The sequence below is a fragment of the Janibacter sp. Soil728 genome (assembly GCF_001428305.1).
Classification (GTDB): Bacteria; Actinomycetota; Actinomycetes; order Actinomycetales; family Dermatophilaceae; genus Janibacter.
Map to the genome: position 1 here is coordinate 170,166 of NZ_LMRZ01000005.1, position 17,560 is coordinate 187,725.

Here is a 17,560-nt window from a genome sequence, read left to right on the forward strand (position 1 = left end):
ATGAGCGACCCGCGCCCCGCACTCAACCAGCTGATCGCCGCCTTCGAGCGCCACCTCGAAGCCTCCTCCCAGCGTCGTGGCGAGGACGACCCGACGGTTGTCGCCGCCTACGAGGACCTGGCCGATGCCTTCGAGGCCTACGACGACGCCCTCCACGACGCGACCGGTGAGATGACGCCCCTTGTCGTCGTCGACGAGCAGTTCATGGTCGATGACGACGACGATGATGACTCTGACGACGACTCGGATGACGACTACGACGACGACTCGGAGGACGACCAGACCTACTCCGGTCTGGACGGCGAGGACTACGACTCGGACGAGTCCAAGCGCTGAGCCCCACCGGCCACGGTCCGACTCACAGCCAGCCGGACCGCTTGAAGAGCCGGTAGAGCACGAGGCACAGCAGAGCCATCGCCAGCAGGGCGAGCGGGTAGCCGTAGTAGAACTCGCCATCACCGACGTGCACGCTCAGGGACAGCTCGGGCATGCCCTCGAAGTTCATCCCGTAGACACCGGCGATCATCGTCGCGAGCGCAGCCATCGCGGCCCACGCCGAGATCTTGCGCATGTCCTGGTTCTGCTGGACCCCGACCTGGGCGAGGTGGGCGCTCAGGACGTCGGACAGCAGCCGGTCCTGCGACTCGGTGTTGTCGTTGACGAGCGACAGGTGGTCGAACACGTCGCGGAAGAGCAGCCGGAGCTCCTCGCCGGGTACGGGGGTCGTGGGTCCGACGAGCTGTGACAGCGGTCGGGCGAGCGGCTGCGCGGCTCGCTTGAACTCCAGGACCTCACGCTTGAGCGCGTAGATGTCACTGGTGTCGACGGTACGGCCGGAGGAGAAGACACTCGACTCGATCTCGTCGAGGTCGATCTGCAGCTCGTCCTCGATCTCGAGGTACTGGTCGACGACGAAGTCGATGATGGCGTGGAAGACGCCCCACGGCCCGTGTCGCAGCGCGCCGTGGCCGTGCTCCTCGAGCCGGCTGCGCAGTCCTGCGAGGGGGCCGGCCTCGCCACGCCGGACGGTCACGATGTAGTCGGGACCGACGAAGACCATGAGCTCCCCGGACTCCACGTCAGAGGTGGCCTCGACGTAGCGCAGCGGCCGCAGGACGACGAAGTGCACATCGCCGTAGCGCTCGATCTTGGGTCGTTGGTCGCCCTTGACCGAGTCCTCGACGGCGAGCCGGTGCAGGCCGAGCGCCCCTGAGACCTGGTCGAACGACTCCGCGGAGGGATCGCGCATGCCGATCCACAGGAAGTCCTGCGAGTCGCTCGCGCGGATCTCCTCGAGGGTTTGCCCGATGTCCTCGCAGGGCTGGCGGTGTCCTGCGCTGTAGCGGGCCTGGTCGACGATCATCCCGGCATCGTCTCAGGCCCACTCGGGTCGGGCGCCTAAGGTGGTTGGCGTGGCGTACTGCATCCTCATCCGGCACGGGCGGTCGACCGCCAACACCCAAGGTGTCCTCGCGGGCTGGACGGAGGGTGTCGCCCTCGACGAGACCGGGATCGAGCAGGCCGCAGCGCTCGTCGACCGGCTCGACGGCACGCCCCTCGTGCACCTCGCGACCTCACCGCTCCAACGGTGCCGCGAGACGGCCGAGCCTCTGCTCGGTGCCCACGGCCTCGGGGCCCAGGTCCACGAAGGCCTGGGGGAGTGCCGCTACGGGGCGTGGACCGGCCGCTCGCTGAAGGAGCTCGTCAAGGAGCCGCTGTGGCGCACCGTCCAGGACACCCCGAGCAAGGCCGTCTTCCCCGATGGCGAGACCTTCCCGGGGGAGTCGATCGCCGCGATGGCCGAGCGAGCCGTCGCGGCGATCCGTGAGATCGACGCGGCGGTCAGCAAGGAGCACGGCGCGCACGCCGTCTGGGCGGCGGTCAGCCACGGTGACGTCATCAAGTCGATCATCGCCGACGCGGTGGGTACGCCGCTCGACGACTTCCAGCGCGTGCACGTCGACCCGGCTTCGATCTCCGTCGTGCACTACACGCAGTCGCGCCCGATGCTCTTGCGCAGCAACGACACCGGGAGCTCCTCCCTTCGTCCGCCGGTGCCGACGGCAGAGTCCACGACGGGCGGGGACGCCGCGGTCGGCGGGGGCGCGGGGCTAGGGTCGGGGTCATGACCGTCGTCGAGTTCGACCCTCCGGAGCGCTTCGTGCTGGGCACGGTGGGCCCCGCCGGACAGCGCACCTTCTTCCTCCAGGCCAGCGACGGCACGCGCCGCGTGCAGGTCGCCCTCGAGAAGTTGCACGCGCAGGTGCTAGCGGAGCGGATTGGTGAGCTGCTCGACCAGGTCGCCGGGCGGGAGGCCACGATCGCTGCCGCGGCCGCAGCGGCGGACAACGCCCCGCTGGACACGCCCATCTCCGAGGACTTCCGGGTCAGCGCACTCGCGCTGTCCTGGGACGACGACCGGCACGTCGTGCTCATCGAGGCGCACGACCACGACCCCGATGAGATCGACGAGCTCGACCCGACGCAGGAGCACAGCACCTTGCGTGCCTGGCTCCCGCCCGCCCAGGCCCGCGCCTTCGCCCGCCGCTGCGAGACCGTCGTGCGCGCCGGACGACCGCCCTGCCCCTTCTGCGGCGGTCCGGTCGACGAGAGCGGGCACATCTGTCCCCGAGCCAACGGCTACAAGCGCTGACCCGTGGGTACGCCCCCTTCCCTCGCCGCCGGTGAGCTCGTCATCCTCGGCCGTCACCCGCTCGCGAGCAATGTCGTGCTCGTCGGTGAGGTGCGTCGTGCCGGCGCGCCCGCGGTGACGGTCGCCTACAAGCCCGTGGACGGGGAGCGCCCGCTCTGGGACTTCCCCGACGGCACCCTGGCTGCCCGCGAGGTCGCGGCGGCGCGGATCAGTGATCTCGGGGGCTTCGACCTCGTGCCCGAGACGGTCTGGCGCGACGGTCCGGCCGGTCCCGGAGCGGTGCAGCGATGGATCGGCGAGGTGACCAGCCTGTGCCCTACGCCGGTCGCCGTGACCCCGCCCCACGCCGTCCCCGCCGGCAACCTCGTGGTCCTGGAGGGCGAGGACGAAGGGGGCGCCCCCCTCCACCTCTCGCACCCCGACGACCCTCGCCTGCGATCGATGGCCGTCCTGGATGCGGTCCTCAACAACTCTGACCGCAAGGGTGGTCACCTCCTGCTCCACGACGGCCGCCTCTGGGGGATCGACCACGGGGTGGGGCTGAGCGCCGAGCCCAAGCTGCGCACGGTGCTGTGGGGGTGGGCCGGTGAGCCGATCCCGCAGGAGGATCTGGCCCGGCTCACCCGTCTGGCAGGAGCGCTGGAGCGCGAAGACGTGGTCGCCGAGCTCGGTGTCCTGCTCACCTCCCTCGAGGTGGATGCCCTGGGCGCGCGGGCGGAGTCCCTGCTGACGGCAGGCACGCACCCTGAGCCCTCCGGGGAGTGGCCAGCCATCCCGTGGCCACCGCTGTGACCGGGACCTCGTAGGCTGTCCGCGTGAGAGCCTGGCCGACCCCCAACCTTCCCGTCATCCCCGGAGAGCCCATCTCCCTTCGCCTGCATGATGTGGCGCGCGGTGAGGTGGCACCGGTCGAGGCTGCCGACCCCGCCCGCCTCTACGTCTGTGGCGTGACGCCCTACGACACCACCCACATGGGCCATGCTGCGACCTATGTGACCTTCGACCTCGTGGGCCGCGCGCTGCGGGACGGCGGCCGAGCGGTCACCTACGTGCAAAATGTCACCGATGTCGACGACCCGCTCTTCGAGCGCGCCGCTCGCGACGGCGTCGACTGGCGGGACCTGGGCCAGGACCAGATCGCCCTCTTCCTCGAGGACATGACCGCGCTCGGCGTGATCCCGCCGGAGCACTTCATGGGTGTCATGGAGTCGATGCCCGTGATCATCGACGCCGTGCAGGGGCTCGTCGACCGTGGTGTCACCTACGAGGTCGTCGAGGACGGGATCCGTGACACCTATCTCGACCTGGCCGCAGCAGGAGGCCTCGGGGAGCTGAGCCACCTCAGCCGCGAGACCATGCTCGAGTTCTCTGCCGAGCGAGGCGGAGACCCGCAGCGCACCGGCAAGCGCGACCCTCTCGACCCGATGCTGTGGCGCGGTGAGCGTGACGGCGAGCCCGCTTGGGACGCAGGCGCGCTCGGCCGTGGCCGACCCGGTTGGCACATCGAGTGCACGGCGATCGCGATGGAGCACCTCGGTGACCGCATCGACGTGCAGGGCGGCGGCACCGACCTCGTCTTCCCCCATCACGAGATGTCGGTCGTGCAGGCCGAGGCGCTCACGGGGGAACGGCCCTTCGCGGCGCACACGACGCACCAGGCGATGGTCGCCTACGACGGCGAGAAGATGAGCAAGTCCAAGGGCAACCTCGTGCGCGTCTCGACGCTGCGCGGCCAGGGCGTGGACCCGATGGCGATCCGGCTCGTGCTGCTGGCGCACCACTACCGCGGTGAGTGGGAGTGGACCGACGCCGACCTGACGACGGCGCAGGAGCGACTCGCGCGCTGGCGCTCTGGGCTGTCGACCGACGGCGGCCCTGACGCGAGTGAGGCTGTCGCCGCAGTGCGCGCTGCGCTGGCCGATGACCTCGACACCCCGACGGCGCTGGCGGCCGTCGATGCGTGGGCGGAGCGGTCGCTCAGCTCTGGTGGCGACGTGCGCTCAGCACCCGGCGAGCTCGCCCGGGCGATCGACGCGCTGCTGGGCATCCGCCTCTGAGGCGCTGACCCGGCCCGGCACTCGTCGGCGGGTCAGGTGGGGCCAGCGGTGTCGCCGCCTCGGCGGCGCAGGTAGCGCTCGAACTCCTTGGCGATCGCGTCGCCACTGGCCTCGGGCAGCTCAGAGGTGTCCTGCGCGCTCTCGAGCGCGGAGACGTACTCGGCGACGTCCTCGTCGGTGCTGGCGAGCTCATCGACTCCGCGCTCCCAGGCACGGGTCTCGTCCTCGAGCTCGCCGTGCTCGATGACCGTGTCGAGGAGGTCCTCGAGCTGGACGAGCAGGGCGAGCGATGCCTTGGGGCAGGGGACCTGCGAGGCATAGTGCGGAACGGCCGCCCAGGCGGAGATCGAGATCATCTCGGCCTGCACCGCCCCGTCCGCGACCACGCCGGTGATGCCGGTGGGGCCCTCGTAGCGCGCCGGCTCGAGCTCGTGACGGTAGGCGGTGGCCTCGTCCTCGCTGGAGCAGGTGACGGGGATCGGCCGCGTGTGGGCGACATCGGCCAGCAGGGCCCCCAGAGTGATCACCGTCGTCACGCCGTGGGAGGCCGCGAGGTCGAGGATCTCGGCCGTGAAGGCCCGCCAGCGGAAGGAGGGCTCGATCCCCGTCACGAGGAGCACGTCCCGACCCAGGCTGTCGGGCGAGGCGAGCAGGATGCGGGTGGTGTTCCAGTGGAGGCCACGCCCCTGGCCCTGGTTGATGACCCGGGGTCGGGTGACCTGGAAGTCGTAGTAGTCCTCGGGATCGACTGCAGCCACGGTCTCGGCGTCCCAGAGGTCGCCCAGGTGCTCGATGACCCGTGAGGCGGCCTCGCCGGCGTCGTTCCAGCCCTCGAAGGCACAGATCATCACGGGGTCGTGCAGCTCGGGCAGGTCCTCGATCTCGATCACACCCACCAGCCTACGTCGGGCTACCGTGTGGCCTTGTGAGCACTGTGAGCCCCGCGCCGAAGTCGCGCGATCTGCCGGCAGCCGTCCTGTGGGACATGGACGGCACCCTCGTCGACACGGAGCCCTACTGGATGCGTGCCGAGCACGAGCTCGTCGAGGAGTTCGGGGGGACTTGGACCCACGACCTGGCCATCCAGCTCGTCGGCAACCCGTTGCTCGTCTCGGCACAGTTCATCCTCGATCACTCACCGGTCGACCTCACTCCTGAGGAGGTCGTCCACCGGCTCCAGTCGCGGGTCATCGAGCAGATCGCCGACGAGGTGCCGTGGCGACCCGGGGCCCGCGAGCTGCTGGCCGCCTGCCGCGAGGCGGACATCCCCTCGGCGCTGGTGACGATGTCGTGGACGGACCTGGCGCAGGCCGTCGTCGACGCGACCGACCCCGGCTCCTTCGGTCTCGTGGTCTCGGGTGACCTCGTCACCCACGGCAAGCCGCACCCTGAGCCGTACCTGACGGCTGCTGCCCAGCTGGGCGTCGAGCCCGCCGCCTGCGTCGCCATCGAGGACTCGCCGACGGGTGTCCGCTCGGCCGTCGCCGCAGGCGTGCCGACCCTGGCCGTCCCGCACGTCGTCGAGGTCCCGGCCATCGACGGCGCGGTGCCGCTGACCACGCTGGTGGGGGTCACCCCCTTCGACCTCGTCCCACTCGCCACCGGCGCGCACGAACCCACGTCTGCATTGCCCTAGGGCAATGCAGACGAACGGTACGTGGGAGGGCCGTGCATTGCCCTAGGGCAATGCAGAGGAAGGGGGAGTGCCGGCTTCGGCGGTCACCCGGGCCTCGGGGGTGATGATCTCGATCGTCTCGGGCAGCTCCGGGGGAGTCCCGCCGAAGGCGGGGCAGAGCGCCTTGAAGTCGCACCACCCGCACAGCTTCGTCGGGTTGGGACGGAAGTCGCGTGCCGCCACCGCCTGCTCGATCGCTGCCCACACCGCGCGGACATTGCGCTCCAGCGCCAGCAGGTCGGCCTCGTCAGGGACATAGCGGATGACCGTTCCGTCCTTGAGGTAGACCAGCTGCAGCAGATCCGGGACCCGGCCGGTGCGGCGCCAGATGACGAGGCCGTAGAACTTCATCTGGAAGAGCGCCTTGCCCTCGAAGCCGGCAGCCGGCGTGCGCCCCGTCTTGTAGTCGACGACGCGCACCTCCCCGGTGGGGGCGACGTCCAGCCGGTCGATGATGCCGCGCAGGACCAGCCCGTCGACCTCGGTCTCTACCTTGACCTCACGTTGAGAGGGCTCGAGTCTCGACGGATCCTCGAGGGTGAACCATCGGTCGACGAGCTTCTCGGCAGCGGCAAACCACGACTCCTCGCTGAGCGAGGCATCGTCGGCCAGCATCTCCGCCAGCTCGGGCCGCTCGGCGACCAGTGCGGCCCACTGACCCGGCACGAGTGCCCGCGCTGCCTCGGGCGTGCGCTCGGCCGCGGGCAGCTCGAAGATCTCCTCGAGCACGGCGTGCACGAGCGTCCCGCGAGCTGCCGCCGGTGACGGTGCCTCCTCGAGGCGGTCGATCGTGCGGAAGCGAAACTTCAGCGGGCACTGCTTGAAGTCAGCAGCCCGTGAGGGGGAGAGCGCGGCCCTCACTCGGGGGCGTAACCGAGATTGGGTCCGAGCCAGCGCTCGGCCTCTCGCATCGTCCACCCCTTGCGGGCGGCGTAGTCCTCGACCTGGTCCTTGGCCAGGCGACCCACGACGAAGTACTGGCTGTCCGGGTGCCCGAGGTACCAGCCGGAGACGGCCGCTCCCGGCCACATCGCCATCCCGTCGGTGAGCTCGATGCCGATCTCGTCGACGTCGAGCAGCGACCACAGGGTCTTCTTCTCCGTGTGGTCGGGGCAGGCCGGGTAGCCGGGCGCCGGGCGGATGCCGTCGTAGGCCTCCTTGATCAGCTCCTTGTTGCCGAGCGACTCGTCGGGCGCATAACCCCAGAACTCCGTGCGGACGCGCTCGTGGAGATGCTCGGCGAAGGCCTCGGCGAAGCGATCGGCCAGTGCCTCGAGAAGGATCGCGTTGTAGTCGTCGTTGTCGGCCTTGAACTCCATGATCTTGTCAGCGGCGCCGATGCCACCGGTGACTGCGAAGGCGCCGATCCAGTCCTTGACGCCGGTGTCCTTGGGCGCGACGAAGTCCGCGAGGCTGCGGTTGGGCACACCCGCGCGGTGCTTGCCCTGCTGACGCAGCATGTGCAGCGTGTGCGCCACCTCGGACCGTGACTCATCGGTGTAGATCTCGATGTCGTCGCCCACGGCGTTTGCGGGGAAGAGGCCGATGACCCCCTTCGCCGTCAGCCACTTGTGCTCGATGATCTGGTCGAGCATCTCCTGGGCCTCGTCGTAGAGCTTGCGGGCGACCTCACCCGTGGCCGGGTTGTTGAGGATGTCCGGGAAGGAGCCCTTGAGCTCCCACGCGTTGAAGAAGGGCTGCCAGTCGAAGTACTCGCGCAGCACGGCCAGGTCGTAGTCCTCGAACACCTCACGCGTCGGCGTCACGCCGGCCAGGTGCGGCTGCTGCGCGCCCCAGTCGATCGGGGTGCGCGCCTCCTGCGCCTGCTCGTAGGTGAGCATCGGGCGGTCGTTGTTCTTGGAGGCGTGCCGCGTGCGCAGGGCCTCGTAGTCGGCCGCCACCTCGTCGAGCAGCTTGGTCTTGCCCGTCTCGCTGAGCAGCTGGCTGACGACCGGGACGGAGCGCGAGGCGTCCTTGACCCAGACCACCGGCCCGTCGTACTGCTGGTCGACCTTGACCGCGGTGTGGGCGCGTGAGGTCGTCGCGCCGCCGATGAGCAGCGGGATGTCGAAGCCCTGACGCTGCATCTCGGAGGCCACGCCGACCATCTCGTCGAGCGAGGGGGTGATGAGCCCGGACAGGCCGATGACGTCGGCGTCGTGCTCGCGGGCCGTCTCGAGGATCTTTTGTGTCGGGACCATGACGCCCAGGTCGATGACGTCGTAGTTGTTGCACTGGAGGACCACGCCGACGATGTTCTTGCCGATGTCGTGCACATCCCCCTTGACCGTCGCCATGACGATCAGGCCGTTGGAGGTGGAGACATCGCCCGGCTTCTTGGCGGCCTCGATGTACGGGATGAGGTGCGCGACAGCCTTCTTCATCACTCGGGCGGACTTCACGACCTGCGGGAGGAACATCTTGCCGGCACCGAAGAGATCGCCGACGACGCCCATGCCGTCCATCAGCGGGCCCTCGATCACCTCGATCGGCTGGCCTCCGGCCTGCTCGATCTCGACGCGCAGCGACTCGGTGTCCTCGACGACCCACGTGTCGATGCCCTTGACCAAGGAGTGCGTGATCCGCTCGCGAAGGGGGAGCTCGCGCCACTCCTCGGTGGCGACCTCTGCCTTGGCACCGTTACCGCGGTGGTCCTCCGCGATCTCGAGGAGCCGTTCGGTGGAGTCCTCCCGCCGGTTGAGGACGACGTCCTCGATGCGCTCACGCAGGTCGGCATCGATCGTGTCGTAGGGGACGAGGGCGCCGGCGTTGACGATCCCCATGTCCATCCCCGCGCTGATCGCGTGGTAGAGGAAGACGGCGTGGATCGCCTCCCGCACCGGGTTGTTGCCGCGGAAGCTGAAGGAGACATTGGAGACGCCGCCGGAGACGAGCACGCCCGGCAGGTTGTCCTTGATCCAGCGCACACCCTCGATGTAGTCCGTGCCGTACTCGGCGTGCTCCTCGATACCGGTGGCCAGCGCGAAGATGTTGGGGTCGAAGACGATGTCCTCGGCGGGGAACCCGACCTCCTCGGTGAGGATCGTGTACGCCCGCTGGGCGATCTCCTTGCGCCGCTGCAGGTTGTCGGCCTGGCCGTCCTCGTCGAAGCCCATGACGACGATCGCTGCGCCGTACTTGCGGCACAGGCGGGCCTGCTCGATGAAGGGCTCGACGCCCTCCTTCATGGAGATCGAGTTGACGATCGCCTTGCCCTGGGTGCGCTTGAGCCCGGTCTCGATGACCTCCCACTTGGAGGAGTCGATCATCAGCGGCACGCGGGAGATGTCCGGCTCGGAGCCGACGAGGTTGACGAAGGTGCCCATGGCGGCGACGCCGTCGAGCATGCCCTCGTCCATGTTGATGTCGATGATCTGCGCGCCGCTCTCGACCTGCTGGGCGGCGACGGCGAGGGCGGCGGGGTAGTCGTTGGCCTCGATGAGCTTGCGGAACTTCGCCGAACCGGTGACATTGGTCCGCTCGCCGACGTTGACGAAGAGCGAGTCGGGCGTGACGTTGAAGGGCTCCAGACCCGACAGTCGCAGTGCGGGAGCGACCTCGACCGGGACGTGCGGGGCGGCCGAGCCCACCCCCTTCGCGATCTCGGCGATGTGCTCGGGCGTGGTGCCACAGCAGCCGCCGACGAGGTTGACCAGTCCGGAGGTGGCGAACTCGGCCACGAGAGTGGCCATGTAGGCCGGGTCCTGGTCGTACTCGCCGAAGGCATTGGGCAGGCCGGCGTTGGGGTAGGCCGAGATGTAGGTGTCGGCGACACGGCCGAGCTCGACGATGTACTGGCGCAGCTCCTCGGCGCCGAGAGCGCAGTTCAGGCCCACGGCCAGGGGCTGGGCATGACGGATGGAGTTCCAGAAGGCCTCGGTGGTCTGCCCGGTCAGCGTGCGCCCGGAGGCATCCGTGATCGTGCCCGAGATGATGACGGGCCAGCGCCGGCCGTGCTGCTCGAAGAGCGTCTCGAGGGCGAAGATCGCCGCCTTGGCGTTGAGCGTGTCGAAGATCGTCTCGACGAGCAGGATGTCGACGCCACCCTCGACGAGGCCGCTGGCCTGCTCGAGGTAGGCCTCGACGAGCTGGTCGAAGGTGATGTTGCGGATCGCCGGGTCGTTGACGTCGGGGGAGATCGACGCGGTGCGCACCGTCGGGCCCAACGCCCCCATGACCCAGCGGGGGCGCTGCGGGTCACGAGCGGTGAACTCGTCAGCGGCCTGGCGGGCCAGACGGGCGGCGGCGACGTTGATCTCCCGCGCCAGGTCCTGCATGCCGTAGTCGGCCATGGAGACGCGTTGCGCGTTGAAGGTGTTGGTCTCGATCAGCTCGGCGCCGGCCTCGAGGTACTGCCGGTGCAGGTCCGTGATGATCTCGGGCTGGGTGAGGCAGAGCAGGTCGTTGTTGCCCTGCAGGTCACTGGGCCAGTCGGCGAAGCGCTCCCCGCGGAAGTCGGGCTCCGACAACCCCTGACGCTGGATCATGGTCCCCATGCCGCCGTCCATGAGGAGGATGCGCTGGCTCAGCGTCTCCCTCAGCTGGTCGGTGGCGTCGGGGCGCAGATCGGTGTCAGTCACCGTGAAGATCCTGTCGAAGGGGGCGGAGTGCGCCTTCATTATCCCCACCAAGGTCTCTCGCCTAAGGTCAGGTCCATGGCAGCCCCTCCGGACGACCACCCCCCTCGCGGCATCCGTCTGGCCACGATCGGCTCCGTGCCGGTCTACCTCGGCTGGTCCTGGTTGCTCATGGGTGGCCTGATCGTCTTCCTCGTCGGGCCGTCCACCGCGCAGGTCCACGGCACGACCATCGGCTACTCGGTCGCGGTGATCTACGCCCTCGCACTCCTGGTGAGTGTCCTGGCCCATGAGGCGGCTCACGCAGTGACCGCCAAGTCCTTCGGTCACACCGTCCACCGCGTCGTTGCTGACCTGTGGGGCGGGCACACGGCCTTCGAGGCCTCGCGAGCCACCCCGATGACCTCCGCCGCGATCGCGGTCGTCGGCCCGCTCACCAATGCCGTGATCGCCATCGTCTGCCTCGTGATCTCCACGGTGCTCGGTGTCGGAGTCCCGGCGATGGTCCTGGGCGGCATCGCCTTCGTCAACGGCGCCCTGGCCGTGCTCAACATGCTCCCCGGACTCCCGCTGGACGGCGGCCAGATCGTCGAGTCGGTTGTGTGGGGGATCACCAAGGACCAGGGGCGAGCCCGGGTCATCGCCGGGTACCTGGGCCGGGGCATGGTCATCGTCATCGTCATGGCCGTCGTCGGGGTCCCACTCCTGCAGGGCAAGTCACCCAACATGTCCACCGTGCTGTGGACCGTGCTCGTCGCGTCCTTCCTCTGGTCGGGGGCCACCCAGGCCATCCGGCACGGCAAGACCCTCGGGACCCTCTCGGGTCTGGACGTGCAGTCGTTGCTCGAGCCGGCCGCGGGCATCGCCCACGATCGTCCCGTCAGCGAGCTGACCTCCCTTCGCGCCCTGCCCGTCGTCGTCGACGCAGCCGGGACGCCGCTCGGTCTCATCGACAACGACGCCCTGCGCAGCGTCCCCGTCCACGCGATCGAGTCCACCCCGGTCTCGGCCGTCGTGGCCGGTGCACCCGACGGCTGGGCCGTCGACCTCACCCCGGGGCGCGAGGCCATCGAGCTGGTCAACGCCTTCCAGCAGTCACGCTCGCGGATCGTCGCCGTGAGCGAAGGGGGAGTGCTGCGGGGCATCGTGCGGGTCGAGCGGGTCAACGCGGCACTCGCGCGCACCTAGACTTGGCCCCCATGAGCGCCACCGGATCTGCCTACCGTCGCGGCCCCTTCCGTGAAGGGGACCGCGTCCAGCTGACCGACCCCAAGGGGCGGCTGCACACCATCTCCCTGACTCCGGGCAAGGAGTTCCACACCCACCGGGGCCACATCAAGCACGACGACCTCATCGGTGCGCCCGACGGATCCACGATCACCCACACGTCGGGGAGCGAGTACCTCGCGCTGCGTCCGCTGCTGTCCGACTACGTCATGTCGATGCCGCGCGGGGCGGCGGTCGTCTACCCCAAGGACGCCGGCCAGATCGTCACCATGGCCGATGTCTTCCCCGGCGCGAGCGTCGTCGAGGCCGGCGTGGGCTCCGGGGCCCTGTCGATGTCGCTGCTGCGGGCCGTGGGGGACACCGGCTCGGTGCACTCCTTCGAGCGGCGCGCCGACTTCGCAGAGATCGCCAAGGCCAATGCGCAGGCCTTCTTCGGTGAGCACCACCCGGCGTGGACCGTCACCGTGGGGGATCTCGTCGAGTCCTTGCCCAGCGCTGTCGAGCCCGGCACGGTCGACCGCGTCGTCCTCGACATGCTCGCCCCCTGGGAGTGCCTCGAGGTCGTCGCTGATGCGCTCGTGCCCGGCGGGGTCCTCATCTGCTACGTCGCCACGGCGACCCAGCTGAGCAAGGTCGCCGAGGCGATGCGCGACTTCGGGACCTTCACCGAGCCCGAGGCCTTCGAGACCCTCCTGCGCGGCTGGCACCTCGAGGGCCTGGCCGTCCGTCCGCAGCACCGGATGCACGGCCACACCGGGTTCCTCATCACCACCCGCCGCCTGGCACCCGACACCACCCCGCCGGTGCGCAAGCGTCGCCCGGGCAAGGGGTACGCGGCGCAGGAGGAGGGCAGCGAGACCGAGGCCCCCCAGGTCGAGCCGGCACCGGGGGCCGACGACGCAGAGTGGACTCCCGAGGCGCTGGGCGAGCGGACCGCGTCGGAGAAGAAGATGCGCAAGCTGACTCGCGGAGTGGTCCCACCGAGCCCACGCTGAGCAGACGCGAGAGACTTGCAGGGAGCGCCGTCACCACGGCGGGAAGGGAGCACACGTCCATGACCACCGACCCCACCCCCCAGGACGTGCGGGCACTGCAGGACAAGCTGACGCACCAGCAGTCGCAGATGTCGACCGTGGCCTCCCAGAACGAGCGCCTCGTGCGCACGCTCAAGGACGCCCGGCAGCAGATCGTCTCCCTTCGTGAGGAGATCGAGCGTCTGGCCCAGCCCCCTTCGTCGTATGCGGTGATCGTCGACGTCCACGAGAGCGACAACACGGTCGACGTGCTCTCCGGCGGACGCAAGATGCACGTGGCCGTCTCCCCGGCAGTCGAGCCGGGCGAGCTCGGCGTCGGTCGCGAGGTGCGACTCAACGAGGCGATGAATGTTGTCTCCGTCCACGCCGAGGACGTCGCCGGCGAGGTCGTGGTCGTCAAGGAGGTCCTCGACGAGGACCGCCTGCTCGTGATCATGCGCCAGGACGAGGAGCGGGTCGTGCGCCGCGGCAGCCGCGTCACCGGCAAGCAGGTCCGTGTCGGCGATGCCGTGCTCGTCGACCAGCGCAGCAACATCGCGGTCGAGCGGATCCCTCGGGCAGAGGTCGCCGACCTCGTCCTCGAGGAGGTCCCTGACCTCGACTACGACGACATCGGTGGGCTCAGCGCGCAGATCGAGGCGATCCGCGACAGTGTCGAGCTGCCCTACCTGCACGCAGACCTCTACGAGCGTCACCAGCTCAAGGCGCCGAAGGGGGTCCTGCTCTACGGTCCTCCCGGCAACGGCAAGACGATGATCGCCAAGGCCGTCGCGGCATCGCTGGCGCGCAAGGTCGCCGAGCGCACGGGACAGGAGAGCGCGACGGCGTACTTCCTCAACATCAAGGGCCCGGAGCTGCTCAACAAGTACGTCGGCGAGACCGAGCGGCACATCCGGCTGATCTTCCACCGTGCCCGCGAGAAGTCGAGCGACGGCACCCCCGTGGTCGTCTTCTTCGACGAGATGGACAGCCTCTTCCGCACCCGTGGGTCCGGCGTCTCGTCCGACGTCGAGACGACGATCGTGCCGCAGCTGCTCGCCGAGATCGACGGCGTCGAGGGCCTGGACAATGTCATCGTCATCGGCGCGACCAATCGCGAGGACATGATCGACCCCGCGATCCTGCGCCCCGGCCGGCTCGACGTGAAGATCAAGATCGAGCGGCCGGACGCCGAGGGTGCGCGCGACATCTTCAGCAAGTACCTCACCGCCGACCTGCCGCTGCACCCCGAGGACCTCGAGGAGCACGACGGCGATCGTCAGGCCACGGTCCAGGGCATGATCGACGCCGCGGTGGAGCACATGTACGCGGAGTCGGATGCCAACCAGTTCCTCGAGGTCACCTACCAGGGTGGCGACAAGGAGGTCCTGTACTTCAAGGACTTCAACTCCGGCGCGATGATCCAGAACATCGTCGACCGCTCCAAGAAGGCTGCGATCAAGGACTTCCTCACCACGGGCATCGAAGGTGTCCGCGTCGGCCACGTCCTCGACGCGTGCATCGCGGAGTTCAAGGAGAACGAGGACCTGCCCAACACGACCAACCCCGACGACTGGGCGAGGATCTCGGGCAAGAAGGGCGAGCGGATCGTCTACATCCGCACGCTCATCGGCGGCAAGACCGGGGGCACCGAGCCCGGCCGCTCGATCGACACCGGATCACGGACCGGCCAGTACCTCTAGGACTCGTCCTCGGGGGTGCGCGGCTGCCGGACACCCAGCTCGCCGGCGATCCTCTCCCGGTCTGCGGGCGGCACCACGCCCCGTCCGGGGGCGGCCTCGCGAGGTCCGGTGAGCTCCTCCAGCCCCAAGGGGTCACCCACCTCGGTGTGCTCCATCGGTGGGTGCACACGTCCGCGTCCGGTCCCGTTCGGGCGGGCCGGCTCCGGACGACGACGGTCGACGGCCCACACCAGGAGCCGCCACCCGACGAGCGTCGCGCCGAGGAAGATCGTCGCGACGATGACGAAGGGGAGCGCCGTCCCCTGGCCGACCATGTCGCGCAGCGCCATCCCGCCGAAGACCGTGGCGATCCACACGGTCACCCCGTGCCACAGCCGCGTCGGCCAGGCGCGGCTCGACAAGGCGACGACGGTCCACCCGATGGCCAGGCCGGCCATGAAGGGCCAGGCCGTGTCCCACCAGCCGGCGGGGTCCAGCGGCTCCGCGTGGGTGCGTCGCCCGATGAGGGTGAAGACGGCCACGACGAGCACGTCGAGACCTGCGGCCAGGGCCGTGCGCCGGCCCGGCGAGCCCAGGCGCTCGTCCCGCTCACGCACCGGGGGTGCTCCCGAGCAGGTGTCGACGGATCTCGGTGACGAGCTCGTGGCGGCTCTGGGCACCGGAGCGCGCCACCCCGGGGAAGCTGGCGAACCCGTGCGGCAGCCCGACGTAGTTGGTGGCACGCACCTCGACGCCCGCTGCCCGCAGCACCTCGGCGTAGCGCAGCCCGTCGTCGCGGATCGGGTCGAGGTCGGCGGTCTGGACGAGGGCCGGGGCCACGCCGGTGGCGTCGCCGAAGAGCGGGGAGACGATCGGGTCGTCGGCCCGGACCGCGTCCGGCTGCTCGCCGAGGTAGTGGGCGCGGAAGGCGAGGACCTTCGCCTTGGAGAGGATCGCGCCCTCGGCGTGCTCGTCGATCGAGGGCGAGGCCAGCGTGAGGTCGGTCGCGGGGTAGATCAGCGCCTGGTGGCGGATGACCGGCTCGCCGTCGACCGTTCGCAGGTCCCGCAGCTGTTGCGCGACGACCGCCGACAGGTTGCCACCGGCCGAGTCGCCGCAGAGCGCGATCCGGGTGGCGTCGGCGCCGCGCTGAGGCTCCTCGTGCAGCCACCGGGTCACGTCGACGGCGTCGTGGGCCGCGACGGGCGCCCGGTGCTCCGGTGCCATCCGGTAGTCCACGCTCACGACGAGTGCGTCGAGCTCGGCCGCCAGGTGGGTGCACAGCGGGTCGTACATCGGGGTGTTGCCCTGCACCCACCCACCGCCGTGGAGGTAGACGACGACCGGACGTCCCGCCCTTCGCGTCACCGGTGTGTACCAGCGAAGGGGGATGCTCGCCCCATCACGTGCCGGCGCGCTCCCTTCGTCGATCGTCACCCGCGGCGAGACGCGGCCGGTGATCCAGGAGAAGGGGGGCGAGGTCGGGAAGACCTTGGCCCGCGCCTCGAGGATGTCCTCGTGCGTCGCGTCGAGGATCGACCCACGACCGCCGTTGTCGAGGTAGGTGGTGAGCACGCCGAGGAGCGGCGACAGACCGGGGTAGGGGCGCTTCATCAGGACTCCTGGTGCAGGTGGTGGGTGACTTCGGCGACGAGCTCGTCGAGTGCCGCGTGGGCGGCCGGGGCGAACCCCGGGAAGGAGATGAAGCCGTGCGGCGCGCCGCGATAGGTCGTCGCGCGCACCTCGACGCCGGCGTCCTGCAGGGCCGCGGCATAGGCCAACCCGTCAGGACGAAGGGGGTCGTGCTCGGCGGTCTGGACGAGCGCCGGTGGGAGACCGGCGAGCTCGCCGAGGGCAGGGGAGAGGAGCGGGTCGCGGTCGTCGCCCTCGTCGCCGAGGTAGAGGCTGCGGAAGGAACGCATCATGTCCGGCGTCAGCAGGACGAAACGTCGGTCGGCCTCCTGGAGCGCCTCGACCTCGCGCTCGGTGAGGTCGGGCGCCGGGTAGATCAGGGCCTGGTGTCGCAGTCCGGCGAAACCGGCGTCGCGCAGCTGCTGGGCCACCGCGGCTGCCAGGTTGCCGCCAGCCGAGTCACCGGTGACCCCGACGGAGTCGGCGCGGGCGCCCAGCTCGGTGGCGTGCTCGATGGCCCAGTGGGTCGCGTCGAGGCAGTCGTTGACGGCCAGGGGAGCACGGTGCTCGGGGGCCATCCGGTAGGCGACGGTGACGACGACGACCTGCGCCCGTGCCGCGACCGCTGTGCACCACGGGTCGTAGATGCCGATGTTGCCGATGACGAAGCCGCCACCGTGGAAGTGCACGAGCAGCGGTATGGGGCCGCTCGCGCCCTCCGGCCGGTGCACCCGGACCTTGAGCTCGTACCCGTCGCGCGCGGTGATCCGTCGTGAGGTCGACGTGACACCAGGGGTGGGCGTGCCCAGGACCCACGTGTACGGCCGTCGCATCGGCATGTTGCCGCGCATCCGGGACAGCTCAGCGGGCGTCATCTCCTCCGCGATTGCCGCCGACCGGGTGAGTCGGTCGAGCAGGCGCGTGCGCCATGGCATCCAAGGTCTCGTCACGGCCCCATTCCAGCATGTCGCACCCACCTCCGGGTGGAGGTGTACGCGCCGATGAATGGCCCGCGCGTCCCCCTCCACCGCGCGACCTAGGCTG

The 17,560-nt window shown here is 69.8% G+C and carries 16 protein-coding genes; 9 read left to right on the forward strand and 7 right to left on the reverse strand.

Annotation, left to right across the window (positions count from 1 at the left end; translation table 11 throughout):
• A complete protein-coding gene (locus ASG73_RS11515; protein ID WP_055995086.1) occupies nucleotides 1-336 on the forward strand; it encodes a hypothetical protein in 336 nt (111 codons plus the stop codon).
• A 22-nt stretch (nucleotides 337-358) separates the two neighbouring features.
• Here ASG73_RS11515 and ASG73_RS11520 read toward each other — a convergent pair whose 3' ends face one another.
• Entirely contained in the window at nucleotides 359-1,363 is a 1,005-nt protein-coding gene (locus ASG73_RS11520) for a magnesium and cobalt transport protein CorA (RefSeq protein WP_055995089.1), read from the reverse strand.
• A gap of 49 nt (nucleotides 1,364-1,412) precedes the next feature.
• Between ASG73_RS11520 and ASG73_RS11525 the strand changes: the two genes are divergently transcribed.
• From ASG73_RS11525 to mshC, 4 genes are read left to right on the forward strand one after another with little or no spacing between them, the layout of a single operon-like run.
• Entirely contained in the window at nucleotides 1,413-2,129 is a 717-nt protein-coding gene (locus ASG73_RS11525) for an MSMEG_4193 family putative phosphomutase (protein ID WP_055995092.1), read from the forward strand.
• The gene (locus tag ASG73_RS11530) at nucleotides 2,126-2,653 is read left to right on the forward strand and encodes a DUF3090 domain-containing protein (RefSeq protein ID WP_055995095.1); all 528 of its coding nucleotides are present in this window, start codon (nucleotides 2,126-2,128) and stop codon (nucleotides 2,651-2,653) included. The genes ASG73_RS11525 and ASG73_RS11530 overlap by 4 nt, the downstream gene beginning before the upstream one ends.
• Nucleotides 2,654-2,656: 3 nt before the next feature.
• Entirely contained in the window at nucleotides 2,657-3,445 is a 789-nt protein-coding gene (locus ASG73_RS11535; RefSeq protein WP_055995098.1) for an SCO1664 family protein, read from the forward strand.
• 23 nt (nucleotides 3,446-3,468) lie between these two features.
• A complete protein-coding gene (gene mshC / locus ASG73_RS11540; protein ID WP_055995101.1) occupies nucleotides 3,469-4,710 on the forward strand; it encodes a cysteine--1-D-myo-inosityl 2-amino-2-deoxy-alpha-D-glucopyranoside ligase in 1,242 nt (413 codons plus the stop codon).
• Between the two features lie 32 nt (nucleotides 4,711-4,742).
• Here the strand turns inward: mshC and ASG73_RS11545 are convergent, their stop codons facing one another.
• Entirely contained in the window at nucleotides 4,743-5,600 is an 858-nt protein-coding gene (locus tag ASG73_RS11545) for a PAC2 family protein (RefSeq protein WP_055996017.1), read from the reverse strand.
• A gap of 95 nt (nucleotides 5,601-5,695) precedes the next feature.
• Between ASG73_RS11545 and ASG73_RS11550 the strand changes: the two genes are divergently transcribed.
• The gene (locus tag ASG73_RS11550) at nucleotides 5,696-6,346 is read left to right on the forward strand and encodes an HAD family hydrolase (RefSeq protein WP_156466291.1); all 651 of its coding nucleotides are present in this window, start codon (nucleotides 5,696-5,698) and stop codon (nucleotides 6,344-6,346) included.
• A gap of 42 nt (nucleotides 6,347-6,388) precedes the next feature.
• Here ASG73_RS11550 and ASG73_RS11555 read toward each other — a convergent pair whose 3' ends face one another.
• A complete protein-coding gene (locus ASG73_RS11555; RefSeq protein WP_055995107.1) occupies nucleotides 6,389-7,246 on the reverse strand; it encodes a RecB family exonuclease in 858 nt (285 codons plus the stop codon).
• Nucleotides 7,243-11,004 (reverse strand): methionine synthase, encoded by a 3,762-nt coding sequence (gene metH, locus ASG73_RS11560; protein ID WP_055995110.1) that lies wholly within the window; start codon nucleotides 11,002-11,004, stop codon nucleotides 7,243-7,245. The genes ASG73_RS11555 and metH overlap by 4 nt, the downstream gene beginning before the upstream one ends.
• Before the next feature lie 36 nt (nucleotides 11,005-11,040).
• On the opposite strand from metH, the gene ASG73_RS11565 reads away from it, so the two are divergent.
• Genes ASG73_RS11565 through arc form a run of 3 tightly spaced genes read left to right on the forward strand, consistent with a single transcriptional unit; the run spans nucleotide 11,041 to nucleotide 14,905 of the window.
• Nucleotides 11,041-12,150: a site-2 protease family protein gene (locus ASG73_RS11565; RefSeq protein WP_055995113.1), complete on the forward strand. Its 1,110-nt coding sequence runs from the start codon at nucleotides 11,041-11,043 to the stop codon at nucleotides 12,148-12,150.
• A gap of 11 nt (nucleotides 12,151-12,161) precedes the next feature.
• Complete coding sequence (locus ASG73_RS11570; protein WP_055995116.1) at nucleotides 12,162-13,184, forward strand: tRNA (adenine-N1)-methyltransferase; 1,023 nt, start codon at nucleotides 12,162-12,164, stop codon at nucleotides 13,182-13,184.
• A gap of 59 nt (nucleotides 13,185-13,243) precedes the next feature.
• On the forward strand, nucleotides 13,244-14,905 hold the full coding sequence (gene arc, locus ASG73_RS11575; RefSeq protein WP_156466264.1) for a proteasome ATPase: 1,662 nt from the start codon (nucleotides 13,244-13,246) through the stop codon (nucleotides 14,903-14,905).
• On the opposite strand, the gene ASG73_RS11580 is transcribed toward arc, so the two are convergent.
• The 3 genes from ASG73_RS11580 to ASG73_RS11590 are packed head-to-tail and all read right to left on the reverse strand — an operon-like array spanning nucleotide 14,902 to nucleotide 17,451.
• On the reverse strand, nucleotides 14,902-15,501 hold the full coding sequence (locus ASG73_RS11580; RefSeq protein ID WP_235499439.1) for a DUF3054 domain-containing protein: 600 nt from the start codon (nucleotides 15,499-15,501) through the stop codon (nucleotides 14,902-14,904). The two genes, arc and ASG73_RS11580, sit on opposite strands and share 4 nt — an antisense overlap.
• Nucleotides 15,494-16,498, reverse strand: a complete 1,005-nt coding sequence (locus tag ASG73_RS11585) for an alpha/beta hydrolase (protein ID WP_055995119.1) — start codon at nucleotides 16,496-16,498, stop codon at nucleotides 15,494-15,496. Before ASG73_RS11585 ends, ASG73_RS11580 begins: the two co-directional genes overlap by 8 nt.
• Nucleotides 16,498-17,451 carry an alpha/beta hydrolase gene (locus ASG73_RS11590; RefSeq protein ID WP_055995122.1) on the reverse strand — a complete coding sequence of 318 codons (954 nt, stop codon included), beginning with the start codon at nucleotides 17,449-17,451 and terminating at the stop codon, nucleotides 16,498-16,500. The genes ASG73_RS11585 and ASG73_RS11590 overlap by 1 nt, the downstream gene beginning before the upstream one ends.
• Nucleotides 17,452-17,560: the final 109 nt, after the last annotated feature.